The 15861-nt window shown below is 39.8% G+C and carries 15 protein-coding genes; all 15 read right to left on the bottom strand.

The features are described from left to right. Positions 1-366: 366 nt before the first annotated feature. Positions 367-633, bottom strand: a complete 267-nt coding sequence (locus tag MKY51_RS05055; RefSeq protein WP_079525540.1) for a stage V sporulation protein S — start codon at positions 631-633, stop codon at positions 367-369. Between the two features lie 756 nt (positions 634-1389). Continuing rightward, positions 1390-2187: a TIGR00282 family metallophosphoesterase gene (locus MKY51_RS05050; RefSeq protein ID WP_339175641.1), complete on the bottom strand. Its 798-nt coding sequence runs from the start codon at positions 2185-2187 to the stop codon at positions 1390-1392. 105 nt (positions 2188-2292) lie between these two features. Next, a complete protein-coding gene (locus MKY51_RS05045; protein ID WP_339175640.1) occupies positions 2293-3027 on the bottom strand; it encodes an NAD-dependent epimerase/dehydratase family protein in 735 nt (244 codons plus the stop codon). Between the two features lie 62 nt (positions 3028-3089). Next, positions 3090-4043 carry a glycosyltransferase family 2 protein gene (locus MKY51_RS05040; protein ID WP_339175638.1) on the bottom strand — a complete coding sequence of 318 codons (954 nt, stop codon included), beginning with the start codon at positions 4041-4043 and terminating at the stop codon, positions 3090-3092. 27 nt (positions 4044-4070) lie between these two features. After that, the gene (locus MKY51_RS05035; RefSeq protein WP_339175636.1) at positions 4071-4982 is read right to left on the bottom strand and encodes an ATP-grasp fold amidoligase family protein; all 912 of its coding nucleotides are present in this window, start codon (positions 4980-4982) and stop codon (positions 4071-4073) included. Between the two features lie 375 nt (positions 4983-5357). Further along, the gene (rny, locus tag MKY51_RS05030; RefSeq protein ID WP_339175634.1) at positions 5358-6911 is read right to left on the bottom strand and encodes a ribonuclease Y; all 1554 of its coding nucleotides are present in this window, start codon (positions 6909-6911) and stop codon (positions 5358-5360) included. A 710-nt stretch (positions 6912-7621) separates the two neighbouring features. Next, positions 7622-7951 (bottom strand): hypothetical protein, encoded by a 330-nt coding sequence (locus tag MKY51_RS05025; RefSeq protein ID WP_339175632.1) that lies wholly within the window; start codon positions 7949-7951, stop codon positions 7622-7624. A 60-nt stretch (positions 7952-8011) separates the two neighbouring features. Further along, positions 8012-9082 (bottom strand): recombinase RecA, encoded by a 1071-nt coding sequence (recA, locus tag MKY51_RS05020; RefSeq protein ID WP_339175631.1) that lies wholly within the window; start codon positions 9080-9082, stop codon positions 8012-8014. 166 nt (positions 9083-9248) lie between these two features. After that, positions 9249-10508 carry a competence/damage-inducible protein A gene (locus MKY51_RS05015; RefSeq protein WP_339175630.1) on the bottom strand — a complete coding sequence of 420 codons (1260 nt, stop codon included), beginning with the start codon at positions 10506-10508 and terminating at the stop codon, positions 9249-9251. A gap of 138 nt (positions 10509-10646) precedes the next feature. Next, entirely contained in the window at positions 10647-11225 is a 579-nt protein-coding gene (gene pgsA / locus MKY51_RS05010) for a CDP-diacylglycerol--glycerol-3-phosphate 3-phosphatidyltransferase (protein WP_339175629.1), read from the bottom strand. A 46-nt stretch (positions 11226-11271) separates the two neighbouring features. Continuing rightward, positions 11272-12174: a RodZ domain-containing protein gene (locus tag MKY51_RS05005; protein ID WP_339175628.1), complete on the bottom strand. Its 903-nt coding sequence runs from the start codon at positions 12172-12174 to the stop codon at positions 11272-11274. 48 nt (positions 12175-12222) lie between these two features. Beyond that, a complete protein-coding gene (locus MKY51_RS05000) occupies positions 12223-13011 on the bottom strand; it encodes a DUF3388 domain-containing protein (protein WP_339175627.1) in 789 nt (262 codons plus the stop codon). A 512-nt stretch (positions 13012-13523) separates the two neighbouring features. Beyond that, entirely contained in the window at positions 13524-13781 is a 258-nt protein-coding gene (locus MKY51_RS04995) for a DUF3243 domain-containing protein (RefSeq protein WP_339175626.1), read from the bottom strand. A 47-nt stretch (positions 13782-13828) separates the two neighbouring features. Continuing rightward, a complete protein-coding gene (locus MKY51_RS04990; protein WP_339175625.1) occupies positions 13829-14557 on the bottom strand; it encodes an SDR family oxidoreductase in 729 nt (242 codons plus the stop codon). Beyond that, positions 14554-15858 (bottom strand): pitrilysin family protein, encoded by a 1305-nt coding sequence (locus MKY51_RS04985; protein WP_339175623.1) that lies wholly within the window; start codon positions 15856-15858, stop codon positions 14554-14556. The genes MKY51_RS04990 and MKY51_RS04985 overlap by 4 nt, the downstream gene beginning before the upstream one ends. Between the last annotated feature and the right edge of the window lie 3 nt (positions 15859-15861).

Here is a 15861-nt window from a genome sequence, read left to right as displayed (position 1 = left end):
GAATTAAAACAAGATTTCTATTCCCTAAAATTTATATGGGAAATCTTTTATTGGAGGACGATTGAATATGTAAGATGGTTGCGTACTAGAAGGAGCGCAGTATATGGGAGGTGGATTTTTTTCTCTTAAAAGAGGAAGTGGCTAATATCCACTAATTATTGACTAATATGTACTCCAAAGTGGCGAAAATATAAACGAAACTGACTAATAAGTAAATGCATTTGACTAATAAACCATCAGAAGTGGCAAAAAAAGCCGATAAACCCACAAACAATCCACATCTCTTCTATTTAAATATACCCCCAAACAAAAATACACCCGCTTAGCCCAGATTGGGTGCTAAGCGAGTGTATGGGTCTTCATGGATTAACGATTTCTTTTTTCAACGAGTAGTTTTAATGCCGTACGATCTTCTCCTGCAATGATGATGTCCGCGAAAGCCGGCGCACAAATCAGATCTGTGCCGCTTGGGGCTACAAACCCTCGAGCGATTGCTACTGCTTTAATTGCCTGGTTTAACGCACCTGCACCTACCGCCTGCATTTCAGCAAACCCTTGCTCTCGTATAACCGCAACGAGTGCTCCTGCAACAGAATTAGGATTAGAACGAGATGATACTTTTAATGAATCCACAGCTATTTCCTCCTCATCTAGTACTGCTTTATCTTTTTTTAGGCAATTTTTATTGCCTGTACGTCATTGTATGCGCTTTATGAAGCAATTAGAATCCGTTTTTTACAACTACTGTAATAAAATATTCAGATTATTCACCGAAACGGTAATCTTCATAATAATATATAAACCATTTACTTTATTACAGTTAGTCACCCTTTATTTTTACCAAGATTTCTTCGACCTCATATTCCATCAATTTAATCAAGCAATTATTTTGTCAACACGTATTATGTTCCTTTTCTTGAAAAAAGAGAGTAGACTTTGCTATTTACAAAGTTCTACTCTCTTCTACATTTATAATAGTAGTGTGTAAATGTCACTTTATGCATTAAGCGAGATGACAAGCGATATAATACAAAAAATAATAGCAATGATAATACCTGATTTCCATCGCTCTTTTATCACATGTCCCCTTCTTTCTGTTATTAGTGTACTAATCTTTTTATTTAGTATTTAAACATATTCAACAAGTTGGGAAACTATACATATTAATTATCTCTTACTTTTAAACAGGACTTGCCAACCTTTAAATAAACTAATAAAAGACACATTTAGGGTACAGAAAAAGTATGTCTTTTAAGTATGCTCATCTAGTCTAATCTAGTCCTGAGAGCTATACAGTATTCCTCTTAAATGAATAAAACACCTATCACTAAATCAAAAAGGTAATAACCTTTCTTTTTTCAGTAATAGGTGTTTAAAATTAATATTTATTTACGCTTGAAACGGGTTATCCTCATTAATGAGTACACGTTCCTGCCGAATTGCTTTACCTGTTTTGTCATCAATTTCAACGAAGAAGGCACTTAATACAGCGCGACCTTTTTTCGGTACTTCATAGCGTGCAGGCATGTTTGTCAGGAACTTATAAATGACATTGTCTTTCCCCATACCTAAAATTTCATCATATGGACCTGTCATGCCGACGTCCGTAATATAGGCTGTTCCACCCGGATAAATACGGTTGTCCGCTGTTTGGACATGTGTATGTGTTCCGACAACGACCGATGCTTTACCGTCCAAATGCCAGCTTAATGCGATTTTTTCACTTGTTGCTTCAGCATGGAAATCGACAAATACGATCGGCGACGTTTTTTTCGCTTCTTCAACCATTTCGACTGCCATCGCAAACGGATCTTCATGCGGCGGTAAAAACACGCGTCCGTGCAAATTAATTACCGAAATCGTCACACCGTTTTTCGACACTTGGGTCATCCCGCGTCCTGGTGCATCTTTTGAAAAGTTTGCCGGACGCACTAAGTAATCGGCATCATCGATAAAATCAAAGATATCTTTGTTGTCCCACGTATGGTTACCCATAGTAATGACATCGACACCCATTTGCAGTAAATCATTATAAATCGCACGTGTAATCCCGCGCCCTGCTGCAGCGTTTTCACCGTTTGCAATAACAACATCCAAATTATATTTTTTCTTTAATCGAGGCAAATACTGCTCTACCGCATCACGACCGATTGAACCGACGATATCGCCAATAAATAATACTTTCATTTATAAAACCACTCTTTCTGTTCTTCAACATCTAATCATTTTATCACTTTTTCCATACAGGACGCAAAAAAACTGCTACAAAATGAATTGTAACAGAGTAAGACGCTAACATTTTGAGTTTTCATGCCAATTCCAGGCATCTTCAATCATTTCATGTACATTTTGTTCAGCCTGCCATCTATGCTCCGGTTGCATGTTTTTTGAACTAACCTCAGACAAATCATACATCCTAAATGATGGCTTCTCCCTCTCCAACGCTTCAAGTGCCCCAACATGCGAATTTGCTACATCGCTCACATTATTAAAACCACGGTTGCCTGTCCCATCAATCGCAGATTCCGGTTTTTCACTAACCGTAGCCTGTACACCAGTGCTCTTACAGTAACGAAGAACGATTCCATTCATATCATAGGCTTTTGTATAAACTTCAAGCATTTGTTCAATCATACATTTCTGGCCTTGTAAAAGCTCCTCCTCTTCTGAACATGCCATAACGGCTGAAGAGAGCAAGATATTTTTCACTCTGCACGCCCGCATGACTTTCAATAACGCTAATGTACCACCGACATTATTTTCATAGTAATATTCAGGATTCCCCATTGCCTCGTTGACTGAGTCCGATGCTGCAAAATGGAGTACAGATTGAACCGGAAACAATGTAAATATTTGTGTTAACCGTTGCTGGTCCGATAATTCGCCTTCAATAAAAATGGCCCGCTCATCGACTGCTCCGCGGTGTCCTGTGGATAAATTATCATACACAACGACCGGCCCTTTTTCCAGTAATAAATTTACGACATGGCTTCCAACAAAGCCCGCTCCACCAACGACTAATATCACAAATATTCCCCCTTATCGAGCTTCGAATTTTACTTGTACAGTAGCAAGTTTGTTTACTCTTTTTAAGCCTTTACTTTATGAACCAAACGGAAAAATGTAGGATAGACCCTCATTTTCACTAACGGTTTCATCATGCGCAGATTCCACGGCAGCTGAGAAAAATTTTTGCTTTCCCGGATAATTTGACGCTCCAGCGATTTTACTTGCCGTGTGTTTGACGTTGTTAACAACACATGATGATAACGGTGGATATATAATCGTAAATTTAGCCCCTCCATCACATTGCGGTACTGTCTTTTATCAAAAAATTGCTTCAATTGGGCATACGTTTGCGCATGTGAGTGGGCAATCGACGGACTATAGTTTTTCATCAGCATATCCTCATATTGCACAAAGTTATACTGCGGTTCATTTACAATGGCTATCTTCTTCGCAAACGATAAATACTGCGCGATAAAACCGACATCCTCAAAAAATGGATGATTATCAAAATATAATCGCTCCCCCATAATGATGGAACGTAAAAAAAGTTTATTCCAAGGTACGATATACGCTTCATTGTGCTTTGTAAGATAATAATTTACTGGGTTCGGTTTTGTTATTAAAGCTTCACTAACTTTCACCTGTTTTTTTCGTTCCGTTTCCGGCCAGTATTTCGTATACCCACACAGTACGAGATCTGCATACTTCTGCTCAGCTCGCTGCACAAGCTTCTCATACATCGTACTTTCCACAAAATCATGCCCATCCACAAAGGCAATGTATTTTCCAACCGCTTCCTGCATTCCATAATTGCGCGCTTCACTTAACGTAAGGTTTTGCGCATTAAATAAACTAAAACGTTCATCTTCACTGACGAATTCTTCACACACAAGAGCCGTTCCTTTAGAAGCACCATTATTCATAATAAGCACTTCGATTTCTTGCAAAGTTTGCTGCTGCAGGCTTTTCAGACATTCTCTTATCGAATATTCAACATTATGTGTTGCCACAATAATAGACACAATCGGTATCATGGAAATCCTCCTAAACAGTTAAAGTGATTAATATTTGGAACGGGCTACAGTAACCGGATGCCTTGATTTTTCAATATCCAAATCAAGCCATTGTCCAAGCTTCAAACTATCATCGTCTTGAATTTGGTTATTTAAACAAGCGTCCGGAGTGAATGTAAAGTTGTTAAAGTAAACTTTTTCATCTACTACTTTTAAATCGATGCGCACATACGTAAACGGCTTGCTCAGCTTTTTCGCAATGGCAAGCAGTTCTTCCAGCTGCGCAGGTCTAGCTTTCCCTTCATCGAAAGGATGCTTTTTCTTTATATAATTCGTATTAAACCAATCCGGTGTTAACATGAGTGTTTGCTCTTTCGATGTATTGCGGTCGAAAGTGGATTCGATAATTTTCGGCACCCCATGGAAACAATGAATGTTGTAGTCTTGTACAGCATTGCCAGATGTTGATTCGATAAAACGTTCAATAATAATTCTAGGAAGAATCGATGCATAGTGAGGCTCCGCATATGCAAGCGAATAATCCGTTGCCATCATTTCCGCTAATCGCTGCCTTGTTTCCCGGTAATCCATTTCTCGTTTATTTTCGCAAACAATCGTCATGCCATCGCCGTGTGAGCATTTCAACACAAATTTCCTCGGCAGTTGCTCGAAAATAATATCCTCCACTTCATCAAAAATTCCGATCAGCGGCGGCAGTAAATAGTTGTAGCCGACTGTGATCATATATTCGCGGGCCCTCACCTTATCAGTAAATCTTCTTTTAAATTCAACATCTTCAAATAGTTTAAGCCACATAAGTTTTTCATTGAAGGTTTTTGGATTTTCCAAGTTTAAACGGGTTTTAAATCGGTTCCAGTATAATAATTTACTTGCGGCAATTGGGGATAACTTTACGACTTGTGTAAATGCATAACGTTTTGCCTGTGCAGGAATTTGCATAAACGAATCACAGCTCCTTCTATTATTTTTTCACATTACTAATTGGTTATGGTTAAGGTAATTAGTGAGGTTTTAGCTGTGAATAATAGAGTGAGAATATTAATGTAGTTGTATTGAATAGATTATTTTCTTGGTTAGTCAATTGTCTAATTACAAAATTACTCTATAATTATCTTTTTATTAGTATAGTCTTGAAATCTCTAATATATACCTCTGATTGAAGCTTTTCTTCTATAAAATGTAAAATAGCAATTAAAAGACCTTTCACTTCAAAGCAGACATAATGAGTAAATTAATGTTTATATAATAAAAAAACCCCATTTCATAGATTAGCCTCTACGAAATGGGGTTTTTTGAAAATATAAAATACTGTTATTATTTCGCATACTCCACTGAACGTGTTTCACGAATAACTGTCACTTTGATGTGACCCGGATAATCGAGTTCCTCTTCAATACGTTTGCGGATATCTCGCGCTAAACGATGTGATGCCAGATCATCGATTTTTTCAGGTTGTACGATGATACGTACTTCACGACCTGCTTGGATCGCGAATGATTTTTCAACGCCGTCATAGCTTTCTGAGATTTCTTCCAGCTTTTCAAGGCGGCGAATATAGTTTTCTAATGTTTCACTGCGGGCACCTGGGCGGGCTGCTGATAGTGCATCGGCTGCTGCTACAAGTACAGCGATAACTGAAGTTGCCTCTGTATCACCATGGTGGGATGCAATTGAATTAATGACAACTGGGTGTTCTTTGTACTTCGTTGCCAGTTCCACACCGATTTCAACGTGGCTTCCTTCGACTTCGTGGTCAATTGCTTTACCGATATCATGCAGTAAACCTGCACGACGCGCTAATGTCACATCTTCGCCTAGTTCAGCAGCAAGCAATCCTGCTAAGTGGGCTACTTCGATTGAGTGTTTCAATACGTTTTGACCATAGCTTGTACGATATTTCATACGACCAAGAATTTTCATTAAATCCGGATGCAGGTTATGGATACCTACTTCGAATGTTGTTTGCTCACCAGTTTCGCGGATTTGCTCATCCACTTCACGGCGAGATTTTTCAACCATTTCTTCGATACGTGCCGGGTGAATACGACCATCTTGAACTAGTTTTTCCAATGCAAGACGAGCTGTTTCACGGCGGATCGGATCAAAGCCGGATAAAATAACTGCTTCAGGTGTATCATCAATAATTAAATCGATACCTGTAAGTGTTTCTAATGTACGGATGTTACGGCCTTCACGACCAATGATACGGCCTTTCATCTCATCATTCGGCAGATTTACAACGGACACTGTTGTTTCTGCAACATGGTCAGCTGCAAAGCGTTGTAATGCAAGTGATAAAATTTCTCGAGCCTTTTTGTCTGATTCTTCTTTTGCACGCAATTCCGATTCTTTCGTCATTACAGCGATATCTGTAGAAAGTTCGTTTTCAACTTCCTTCAAGATAACCTCTTTCGCTTCTTCGCGCGTAAGAGCTGCAATGCGCTCAAGCTCAGTTTTTTGACTTGCAACAAGTTGTTCTACTTTGCTTTCCATCTGTTCAATATGCTGTTGTCTGCTAGCTAGAGCTTCTTCCTTACGCTCTAAGCTTATCTCTCTTTTGTTCAGAGTTTCATCTTTGCGGTCAAGGTTTTCTTCTCTTTGCAATAAACGGTTCTCTTGTTTCTGAAGCTCTCCACGACGGTCACGAATGTCGTTTTCCGCTTCAGTTCGAAATTTGTGAGTTTCATCCTTTGCTTCAAGCAGTGCTTCCTTTTTAAGTGCATCTGCTTCACGTTTCGCGTCTTCCACGATTTGCTCGGCAACATGCTTTGCACCAGTCACTTTTGATTCATTCACGTTTTTCATGTAGAAATAGATAACAGCGACACCGACAGCGAATCCTAGCAAAGCAGGGAGTATCATTTCCATAATATCGTTTCCCTCCTATGCCTATATATGTCTGATGTTCTCTTATTCGGCTAAATATATCTGAATTATTCAAACATACCGCCTATTCATTTCAAAATTTAGAAATTATACATTTTAATTGTATAGTTCAAAATAAGGTATGTCAAGAATAGCCATGGTTTAAGGGGTTTTTTATATTTTTAGGTTGCGTTGGTTTTGCGGTGGTGATAGGGTTTAGTATAACCTAAAATTTTCTAAATAAGGTTGGGTGTTATTGTTGAGAGCGCTTGTGCCTTGTGGTTTTAGTGTAACCTTATTTTTCCACTATATACATGGGGTTGCTGGGCTGGGGGCTGCTGGAAGTTCTAATAAATCTTGAAAAGTTCTAATATATTTTTATTTGTTCTAATAAAATGTCGAACTTCTAATATATCTCGCACTTCTTCTAATAAGTGCTCCCGATTGGCTACTATCCCTTCCTGTTCTTCTAATATCAGACCAAGATTTTCTAATATCGCAAAATTTCTTCTAATATAAGTTCCTGCTGGACTTTTTCACCACTTTTCTCAAACTAACTCCAAACAAAATCGGTCAATCCAGTCCAATCTTCTAATAAAAGCTTCAAACCTTCTAATATCAACCCGGGTTCTTCTAATAACCCTCATATTTCTTCTAATAAAATCGCCGGCTAATATAAACCCCTCTTAACGGGCTGCAGTCGGCTCAAAGTTCTAATAAATCCTCAAATGTTCTAATATATTTTTATTTCTTCTAATAAAAGTTCGAACTTCTAATATATCTCGCACTTCTTCTAATAAGTGCTCCCGATTATCTAATATCCCTTCCTGTTCTTCTAATATCTGGCTGAGATTTTCTAATATCCCAAAATTTCTTCTAATAAAAGTCCCCGCTACACTTTTTTCACCGATTTTCTCATGCAAAAGCCAATCAAAATCAGCCACATCAGCCCAATCTTCTAATAAAACCCTCAAACCTTCTAATATCACCCCAAGTTCTTCTAATAACCCCATATTTCTTCTAATAAAATCACACACCCCCACGCAAGCCCCCATCCACAAAAAAACCCAAGCAAACTTCTTCGCTTGGGTCTATAACAGTCATTATTCTTTTTCGTCTTCGAATAATTCTAGTTCGTCCAGTTCTTCTTCGTCCGTTGTATCGTTGGCGCCGATTGTGTAGCCTAGTTCACCGATACCGAAGTGTTGACGGATTTTTTCTGTTACTTCTTCTTTGATCGCTGGGTTTTCTTTGAAGAATTGTTTTACATTTTCACGACCTTGGCCGATTCGTTCGCTGTTGTAAGAATACCAAGATCCGCTCTTCTGGATGATGTCCAGTTCTGCACCAATGTCGACGATTTCGCCTTCTTTTGAAATCCCTTCACCGTACATAATATCCACTTCCGCTGTACGGAATGGTGGTGCTACTTTGTTTTTCACGACTTTAATTTTCGTTTTGTTACCGATAATTTCAGTACCTTGCTTAATCGCTTCACCGCGACGCACTTCTAAACGGATAGAAGAGTAGAATTTAAGGGCACGTCCACCTGTAGTTGTTTCCGGGTTACCGAACATAACACCGATTTTTTCACGTACTTGGTTGATGAAAATAGCAAGCGTATTCGATTTGTTGATGACACCTGATAATTTACGTAATGCCTGAGACATTAAACGCGCTTGAAGACCCATGTGCGAGTCACCCATTTCGCCTTCGATCTCTGCTTTTGGTACTAATGCCGCTACAGAGTCGATTACGATTATATCGATCGCGCCAGAACGTACTAAAGCTTCCGCGATTTCAAGTGCTTGTTCACCTGTATCCGGCTGAGATAGTAATAATTCGTCAATGTTAACGCCTAATTTTTGCGCATATACTGGGTCAAGTGCGTGCTCAGCATCGATAAATGCTGCTGTACCGCCGTTAGCTTGTACTTCTGCGATGGCATGTAATGTAACCGTTGTTTTACCAGATGATTCCGGTCCGTAAACTTCTACAATACGTCCGCGTGGGTATCCGCCTATACCTAATGCTGCATCAATTGCGATAGAGCCTGATGAAGTTGTATCGATTTTGTTATTCGAGTTTTCACCTAACTTCATGACAGAACCTTTACCGAATTGTTTTTCTATTTGTTTTAACGCCATGTCTAATGCTGCTTTACGATCGCTCAAACTATTTCCTCCTTAAGAAAAAGCTTTATTTAACTTATGTCTCTATTATACTTGCTAATGAGATAACATTCAAGAAAAAAGCGAACATATTTTCGCTTTTTATTTGAATGTTTCTAAATACCATTAAATCAAGGACCAAACCGTCTCTTTCAAAAGAAACCGACAGCTAAATCAGCTTTTTGTACCCCTTGTTTGCCAATTCCCTCATTAAATAGCTGAACGTAAACTTCACTGCGCGGATCCGGTTTGTATTTCTTGAGCCGGATAATTGCAGTCGGTACGTCAACGGTTCAGTGTCACCGATCTTAATCCCAACCCAGATCGATCCTGCAGGCTGTCCGTCATGATCGCCCGGTCCGGCAGCTCCTGTCAGGCCGACACCGATATCTGTCCCGAATTTTTCACGGACTTGTGTCGCCATTGCCGCAGCACATTCACTGCTGACAATCCCGTATTCGTCAAGCAGTTCACCCGAAACTCCGAGATGTTTGATTTTCGCTTCTTTCGTATACGTTACGACACCGCCGATTAATGCGGACCCGACACCCGGAACTTCTGCCAGCTCCGACTGGAACAGACCGGCCGTTAAACTTTCGGCAGCGGAAACCGTCAATTCATTTTCCAGAAGCATTTGCACAAGCTTGAATCCTAACGACTCATCATTTACACCGTAATAGTATTCTCCGACAATATCGAGAATTTCGCGTTTCTTCAATTCAATCAAACGGAATGCCTGTGGTTCGTTTTGCGCTTTTGCCGTTATGCGCAATGTTACTTCACCGTCTGACGCAAGCGGAGCAACTGTTGGATTTGTCTGTTCATCCAAAATGTTCTGTATGCGTGTTTCCAGATCTGCTTCACCGATACCGTAAAAGCGCAGGACATGCGATAAAATAACCCCGCCGTCATGCAGAAGTGCCGCCAGTTTTGGCTTCGTTTCATATTGGAACATCGGCTCTAACTCTTTTGGTGGACCCGGCAGTAAAATATAAATACGGTCATTTTCCTTTAAAAACATACCCGGTGCCATCCCGTGCTGGTTCAGCAATACATCACAGCCATCCAATACTAGTGCCTGTTTCCGGTTGTTTTCCGTCATCGGTCGTCTTTGCTTCGAGAAGAACTCTTCAATAGCAAACAGTGCTGTTTCATCAAACACTAATGTGCGATTCAAATGTTTCGCTATCGCTTCCTTCGTTAAATCATCCTTTGTCGGGCCTAAGCCACCCGAGAAGATAATGACATCCGCGCGCTGTTCCGCAATTTTGATCGCTTCTAAAAGGCGTGCCTCGTTATCCCCCACAACTGTATGATAATAAACATTAATGCCAAGTTCCGAAAGCTGGCTCGAAATAAACTTCGCATTCGTATTGGCAATCTGTCCTAATAATAATTCTGATCCTACCGCTATAATTTCTGCATTCATTCCTAAAACCCCCTAATAATGAAAAAACTAGATTAGAAAAACATTCCTCGCATCAGCGAGTCCTGTTCTATCTTTTACGGATACTTATTACCTTTACCTATCCATAAAGAAATTCTAACCTAGTTTTAGAAATTTTATTTATTTTGAATCCAATAATGCACGACGGTTTAAATAGAAATAATCCCATCCAGACCATACTGTAAAGAATAATGCTACATAAAGCATAATCATATCAAAAGGTATTCCAATTAATGTAAAAATCGTATTGTGTAAAATTAATGCAGAAATCGCCACGATTTGGGCCCAAGTTTTAATTTTACCAAGCTGGTTTGCCGCTACGACTTCCCCTTGTCCTGCTAAAATCAGTCGAAGTCCCGTAACCGCGAACTCACGCGAAATAATGATAATGACAATCCATGCAGGTGCCAGGTCGATTTCCACCAGTAAAATAAAGGCAGCGGAAACGAGCAGCTTGTCTGCAAGCGGGTCCAAAAATTTCCCTAAGTTCGTCACTAAATTATATTTGCGGGCATAGTAGCCATCTACCCAGTCCGTTGCCGAAGCGAAAATAAAAATCAGTGCACCGACAAAATAGTTCACTTGCATTTCCGCGCCAAACAGCGTCATATTTCCCCAACCGAAATCAAACATCATTACAATCACAAATAGTGGGATTAATAAAATACGCGAGACTGTAATCTTATTTGGAATGTTCATTTGTTAACACCTTTCGTCTAAAGAAAAGAGCCATCTTTTAAGATGACTACTCTCCTTGTCCTTCATTCACTAATTTTAAAATGATATTTTGCGTCATACGATCTTGAGCGTATGTCAATTCTACATCATTTACATATACTTTCGCCACTTTTGAATTCCCTAAACGAATTCTTGCATAGCCGTCAGCAGTTGAATCATTTTCTACGATATCTCCCGCTTTATAAACCGTAGCGTTCACTTGCTCCTGCTGCTGTTCATTTCGGATACCTACCCATGTTTCACCAGATACTTCAACACGAACATTTAAGCTGTCTGTTCCCGATACTTCAAATGTTGTATTTTCGCCTTGTACAACACCTTCACCAATTGTTTGGGCTACTTCAGGTTCATCTGTAACAGGTTCTTCAGGCTCAACGTTTTCTTCAACATCTTCTTCTGCGTCTTCTTCGTTGTCTTCAACAGGTTTTGTTGGTGTTGAATTCGGATTTTGTTCGTATTCGATCGGTTTACTGTCTTCTTCTACTACATCCGGCACATTGCCTGTTTTTTGAATGTATAAAGTTGTAATAACAATAATAATAACGATCGCAAACAATGCGACAATCAATTTCGGCATTGCTTCCATCATCTTATTGCTCGATGTCGCTTTCATATTGCGGCGACTCGGACTTTGTGTGAATGATTGGGCAACTTCTTCTTTTTGCATTTCCGGAATATCCTTGCGATACTCTGTCAACACTTCATCCGCATCTAATCCTACTGCTTCGGCATACTGCTTGATGAAGGCACGTACATAGAAAGAACCAGGCATAATCGTATAGTTGCCTTCTTCGATTCCTATTAGATAACGTTTTTGGATTTTAGTGATATTTTGCAAATCATCTAAACTATAACCTCTAGCTAATCTCGCTTCCTTCAAGCGAGCTCCTAGTTCCGTCAAAAAAAACACCTACTTTTAATATATTCAAATTAAGTTGGCACAAGGCCCTCTTATTTACTAAAAATCAAATCCGCCAAAATGGTCTGTACTCGATAACATATTATTCTTTTCGATAATTTCATATGTTATTTCTTCATCCGGCTCATGGCGCAATTCGATAATATAGTCAAAATCTTCTATTTTATATGATGAATGCTGTACGAACAGATCTGGATGCTCAATGACTTTAATCGTCGGCATACCCATGATTTCCCGAACTAACTGCTGGTGGCGTTCATCCGTCGAGCGACGTGTCACGGCACCATCCAATATAAAAATATTATTCCCATTAAACTCATCGCCCATTAAAGTACTCCGGACGGTTTGTTTAATCATAGTAGAAGAGATGAAAATCCATTTTTTATTCGCGCACACACTTGCGGCAACGATTGATTCTGTTTTTCCGACACGCGGCATTCCACGGATCCCAATTAATTTATGCCCTTCCTTTTTAAATAATTCGGCCATAAAATCAACTAAAATTCCTAATTCGTCACGTACGAACCGGAATGTATTTTTTTCATCCGCATCTTTCGGAATATAATGCCCATGCCGAACAGCCAATCGGTCACGCAGTTTTGGCTCACGAAATCTTGTTACATTAATATTTTCCATTGTTGAGACGATTGAAATAAAACGCTGGATAGATTCTTCATTCTCTGTAGATAACAACATACCTCGATGCTCCTCATCCACACCGTTAATCGAGACAATATTAACGCGAAGCATACCTAACAACGATGCAATATCTCCTAATAAACCTGGTCGATTCACTTGAATTTCATATTCAAAATACCATTCGCCCATTTCGTATCTGTCCCCTCATAATAGAAACGTATTTATTTCTTACAAGTTCCATCATAGCGGATTTTCTACCCATTGAAAAGTTAGAAAGGCACGTTTTTGTTAGTTTTCTTGAAATAATTTTTGAAAAAACACATTCTAGAAGTGTCAATGTTGGACAATCATGCATTTACAGTTGGAGATTGGTACTAATAGAAAATCATGAAAGGAAATTTTGTTTATAAGAAGGGGGATTTATTAGTCATTCTCATTAAGTTAATCGCCAATATGTATGGAATAATCGCCACTTTTTATATGGGGGAAATTTATTCGCCACTTATATAGAGATATTCGTCGGTTTTGACCTTTTAATCGTCAACGTTAGTAGATTATTCGCCACTTTACACTAGTTAATCGCCAATCATGAGTAGTTAATCGTCAATTCCATATTTATTCGTCAATTCAGAGAACTTTCGCATACATAGAAAAAATGCCGCTCACTAATACAGTGAGTGGCATTTTTCCCGTAGAACGAATTAGTTTGTTGCTTTATTTTGAACGAGCTTCATAATACAACTTGCAATCGCTTGCTTCTCGTCCTTTTCTGCAACGGACCATAAGTCTGATAGTACGCGCTCTTGCTCATTTTGTGGGTCAACGTTTTTCGCAAGATACTCGCCGATCTGAACTGCCGCCTTCTCAATAATTTTGTTAGGCATGCCGTTTTCTTTTGCATCAGATACTTGTTTACCTAAGAAGCTTGTCCACTGTTCCCAGTTTTGTAAAATTCCCATGTGCTTTCCCTCCTCTCGCACAAATAGTATGTGCGGTTATCGGGAAATTATATGTACCAGCCGCCATTAACTCGAATTATTTGTCCTGTTACATAATCGGCGCGTCCGCTCAAATAAAAAGCCGTCATATTCGCAATATCGAGCGCTTCCCCGAATGATTGCAATGGGATTTGGCTTTCGATCATTTCGCGTTCCTCGGCATCAAACTTTGCGTTCATCTTCGTATTAATGATGCCCGGTGCAATCGCATTAACGCGAATACCGCTAAATGCCGCTTCCTGAGAGTATGCTTTCACGAAACTATGCTGGGCGCCTTTTACAGCTGAGTAGGCTACTTCGCCCGCTGCTCCGACTTCACCCCAGATCGAACCGATGACAAGCACATAGCTGACTTTGTTCGCTCGCAACTTGCCTGCGAGCAGTGCCGTCGTCCGCATCGGATTTTGTACATGGACGTGCCAAAGTTTGGTCATTTCCTCGGCTGGTGTGTTTTCCAGTAAATCATAGAATGCATGGCCGTTCGCAAAAACGATCGCCTGCAATGAATAAATTTGTGCAGCAATTTGATCTGCCCCTGTATCACTGCTGAAATCGGCTTTTACCGGGATAAACTCCTGTTCCGGAAAGTTCTCGGTAAACGCCTGAAGCATACTGTCAATGACAGTATGCCCAGTATGATAATGCAGATAGAGTGACCAGCCATCCTGTGCTAATTGCTGGGAAATTGCTTGCCCAATCGCACCGGAAGCACCGCAAACTAATGCAAACTTCTTCATTTTTGATCGCGCCCGCTAACTGGCATGATAGTAAACACCGTTTGTTGCTCTTCACCTTGAATTGTTTTAAATGCTTTTTCGATATCTTCCACTGTAATTGTCTCCAGTACCGGTACAACATCGAATAAATTCATGTCATTGAATTTGTAACGTGTAAACTGGTTGGCGATAAATTCGATTGAATTTAGTGCACGCAGGAAGAAGCCGATTTTTTTACGTTTAATACGTTCTACATCTTCAGAAGTGAATAAGTTTCCTTGCTCTGTTTCTGCCAGCTTTTCTTTAATCAGTTTGGCAAGCTGTTCCGGCTGTTCGGAATCCGAGCCGATCAGCGCAAACCCATAGCCGTTCTCCAATGAGAAATCATAGCCATATGATTCGTCGATTAGGCCATTTTCATAGACATCTGTATAGAACGATGAAGCGCGGCCGAATAAACATTCAACACCGATTTGTACAGCAAGCTCATGCTTCAGCATTTCTTCGCCGCTTAAATCAACTTCCTTCGCTTTTAAACCGACATACACTTTTGGCTTTTGCACATCCATATGAAGCACGCGCTCTTTTTCCGCTACATTTGTTGGTTCTTCATCAAATAAGCGTTTTAAGTCTGTCGGCTCCTGGAATGTCTTTTTGTTTTGGTTATCTTCAATAAATGCCATCATTTCAACAGGGTCTACTGCACCGATTACAAACAATAGCATGTTTGACGGGTGGTAGAACGTGTTGTAGCACGTATATAAGTGCTCGGCTGTAATTCCGTCGATTGACTCAATTGTGCCGGCAATATCAATTTTCACCGGGTGGTTGTGGTACATATTTTCAATCGCACCAAAATATAAACGCCAATCCGGCTGATCATCGTACATCGTAATTTCCTGCCCGATAATGCCTTTTTCTTTATTTACCGTTTCTTCCGTGAAATACGGCTCCTGTACGAAATTCAGTAATGTTTCCGTACTTTTATAAATATGGTCTGTTGCAGAGAACAGGTATGCTGTGCGGGTGAATGATGTGAACGCATTCGCCTGCGCGCCTACTTCACTGAACTGTTGGAATACATCCCCTTCTTCTTTTTCGAACATTTTATGCTCTAAAAAGTGGGCAATCCCGTCCGGAACAGTAATCGGCTCTGTTTCTCCGATCGGTACGAATGTACGGTCAATCGAACCATACTTCGTTGTGAATGTCACAAATGTTTTTGAAAAGCCTTTTTTCGGCAAAATATATACGTCTAATCCATTGCTTAGCTGTTTGTAATATAATGTTTCATCTAATTGCTGGAATTCAATTGTTTCCATGGA

Origin of the sequence: Solibacillus sp. FSL R5-0691 (assembly GCF_037974225.1) — a bacterium.
Classification (GTDB): domain Bacteria; phylum Bacillota; class Bacilli; order Bacillales_A; family Planococcaceae; genus Solibacillus.
The sequence above is the reverse complement of the archived record's forward strand: the minus strand, read 5'-3'. Positions and strand labels throughout refer to the sequence as shown.

Excerpts from the sequence above, each read along its gene's own strand:
- MKY51_RS05050 (WP_339175641.1), bottom strand. The coding sequence starts at position 2,187 with ATGAAAGTATTATTTATTGGCGATATCGTCGGTTCAATCGGTCGTGAT.
- MKY51_RS05040 (WP_339175638.1), bottom strand. The coding sequence starts at position 4,043 with ATGATACCGATTGTGTCTATTATTGTGGCAACACATAATGTTGAATAT.
- MKY51_RS05035 (WP_339175636.1), bottom strand. The coding sequence starts at position 4,982 with ATGCAAATTCCTGCACAGGCAAAACGTTATGCATTTACACAAGTCGTA.
- rny (WP_339175634.1), bottom strand. The coding sequence starts at position 6,911 with ATGGAAATGATACTCCCTGCTTTGCTAGGATTCGCTGTCGGTGTCGCT.
- MKY51_RS05015 (WP_339175630.1), bottom strand. The coding sequence starts at position 10,508 with ATGAATGCAGAAATTATAGCGGTAGGATCAGAATTATTATTAGGACAG.
- pgsA (WP_339175629.1), bottom strand. The coding sequence starts at position 11,225 with ATGAACATTCCAAATAAGATTACAGTCTCGCGTATTTTATTAATCCCA.
- MKY51_RS05000 (WP_339175627.1), bottom strand. The coding sequence starts at position 13,011 with ATGGGCGAATGGTATTTTGAATATGAAATTCAAGTGAATCGACCAGGT.
- MKY51_RS04995 (WP_339175626.1), bottom strand. The coding sequence starts at position 13,781 with ATGGGAATTTTACAAAACTGGGAACAGTGGACAAGCTTCTTAGGTAAA.
- MKY51_RS04990 (WP_339175625.1), bottom strand. The coding sequence starts at position 14,557 with ATGAAGAAGTTTGCATTAGTTTGCGGTGCTTCCGGTGCGATTGGGCAA.
- MKY51_RS04985 (WP_339175623.1), bottom strand. The coding sequence starts at position 15,858 with ATGGAAACAATTGAATTCCAGCAATTAGATGAAACATTATATTACAAA.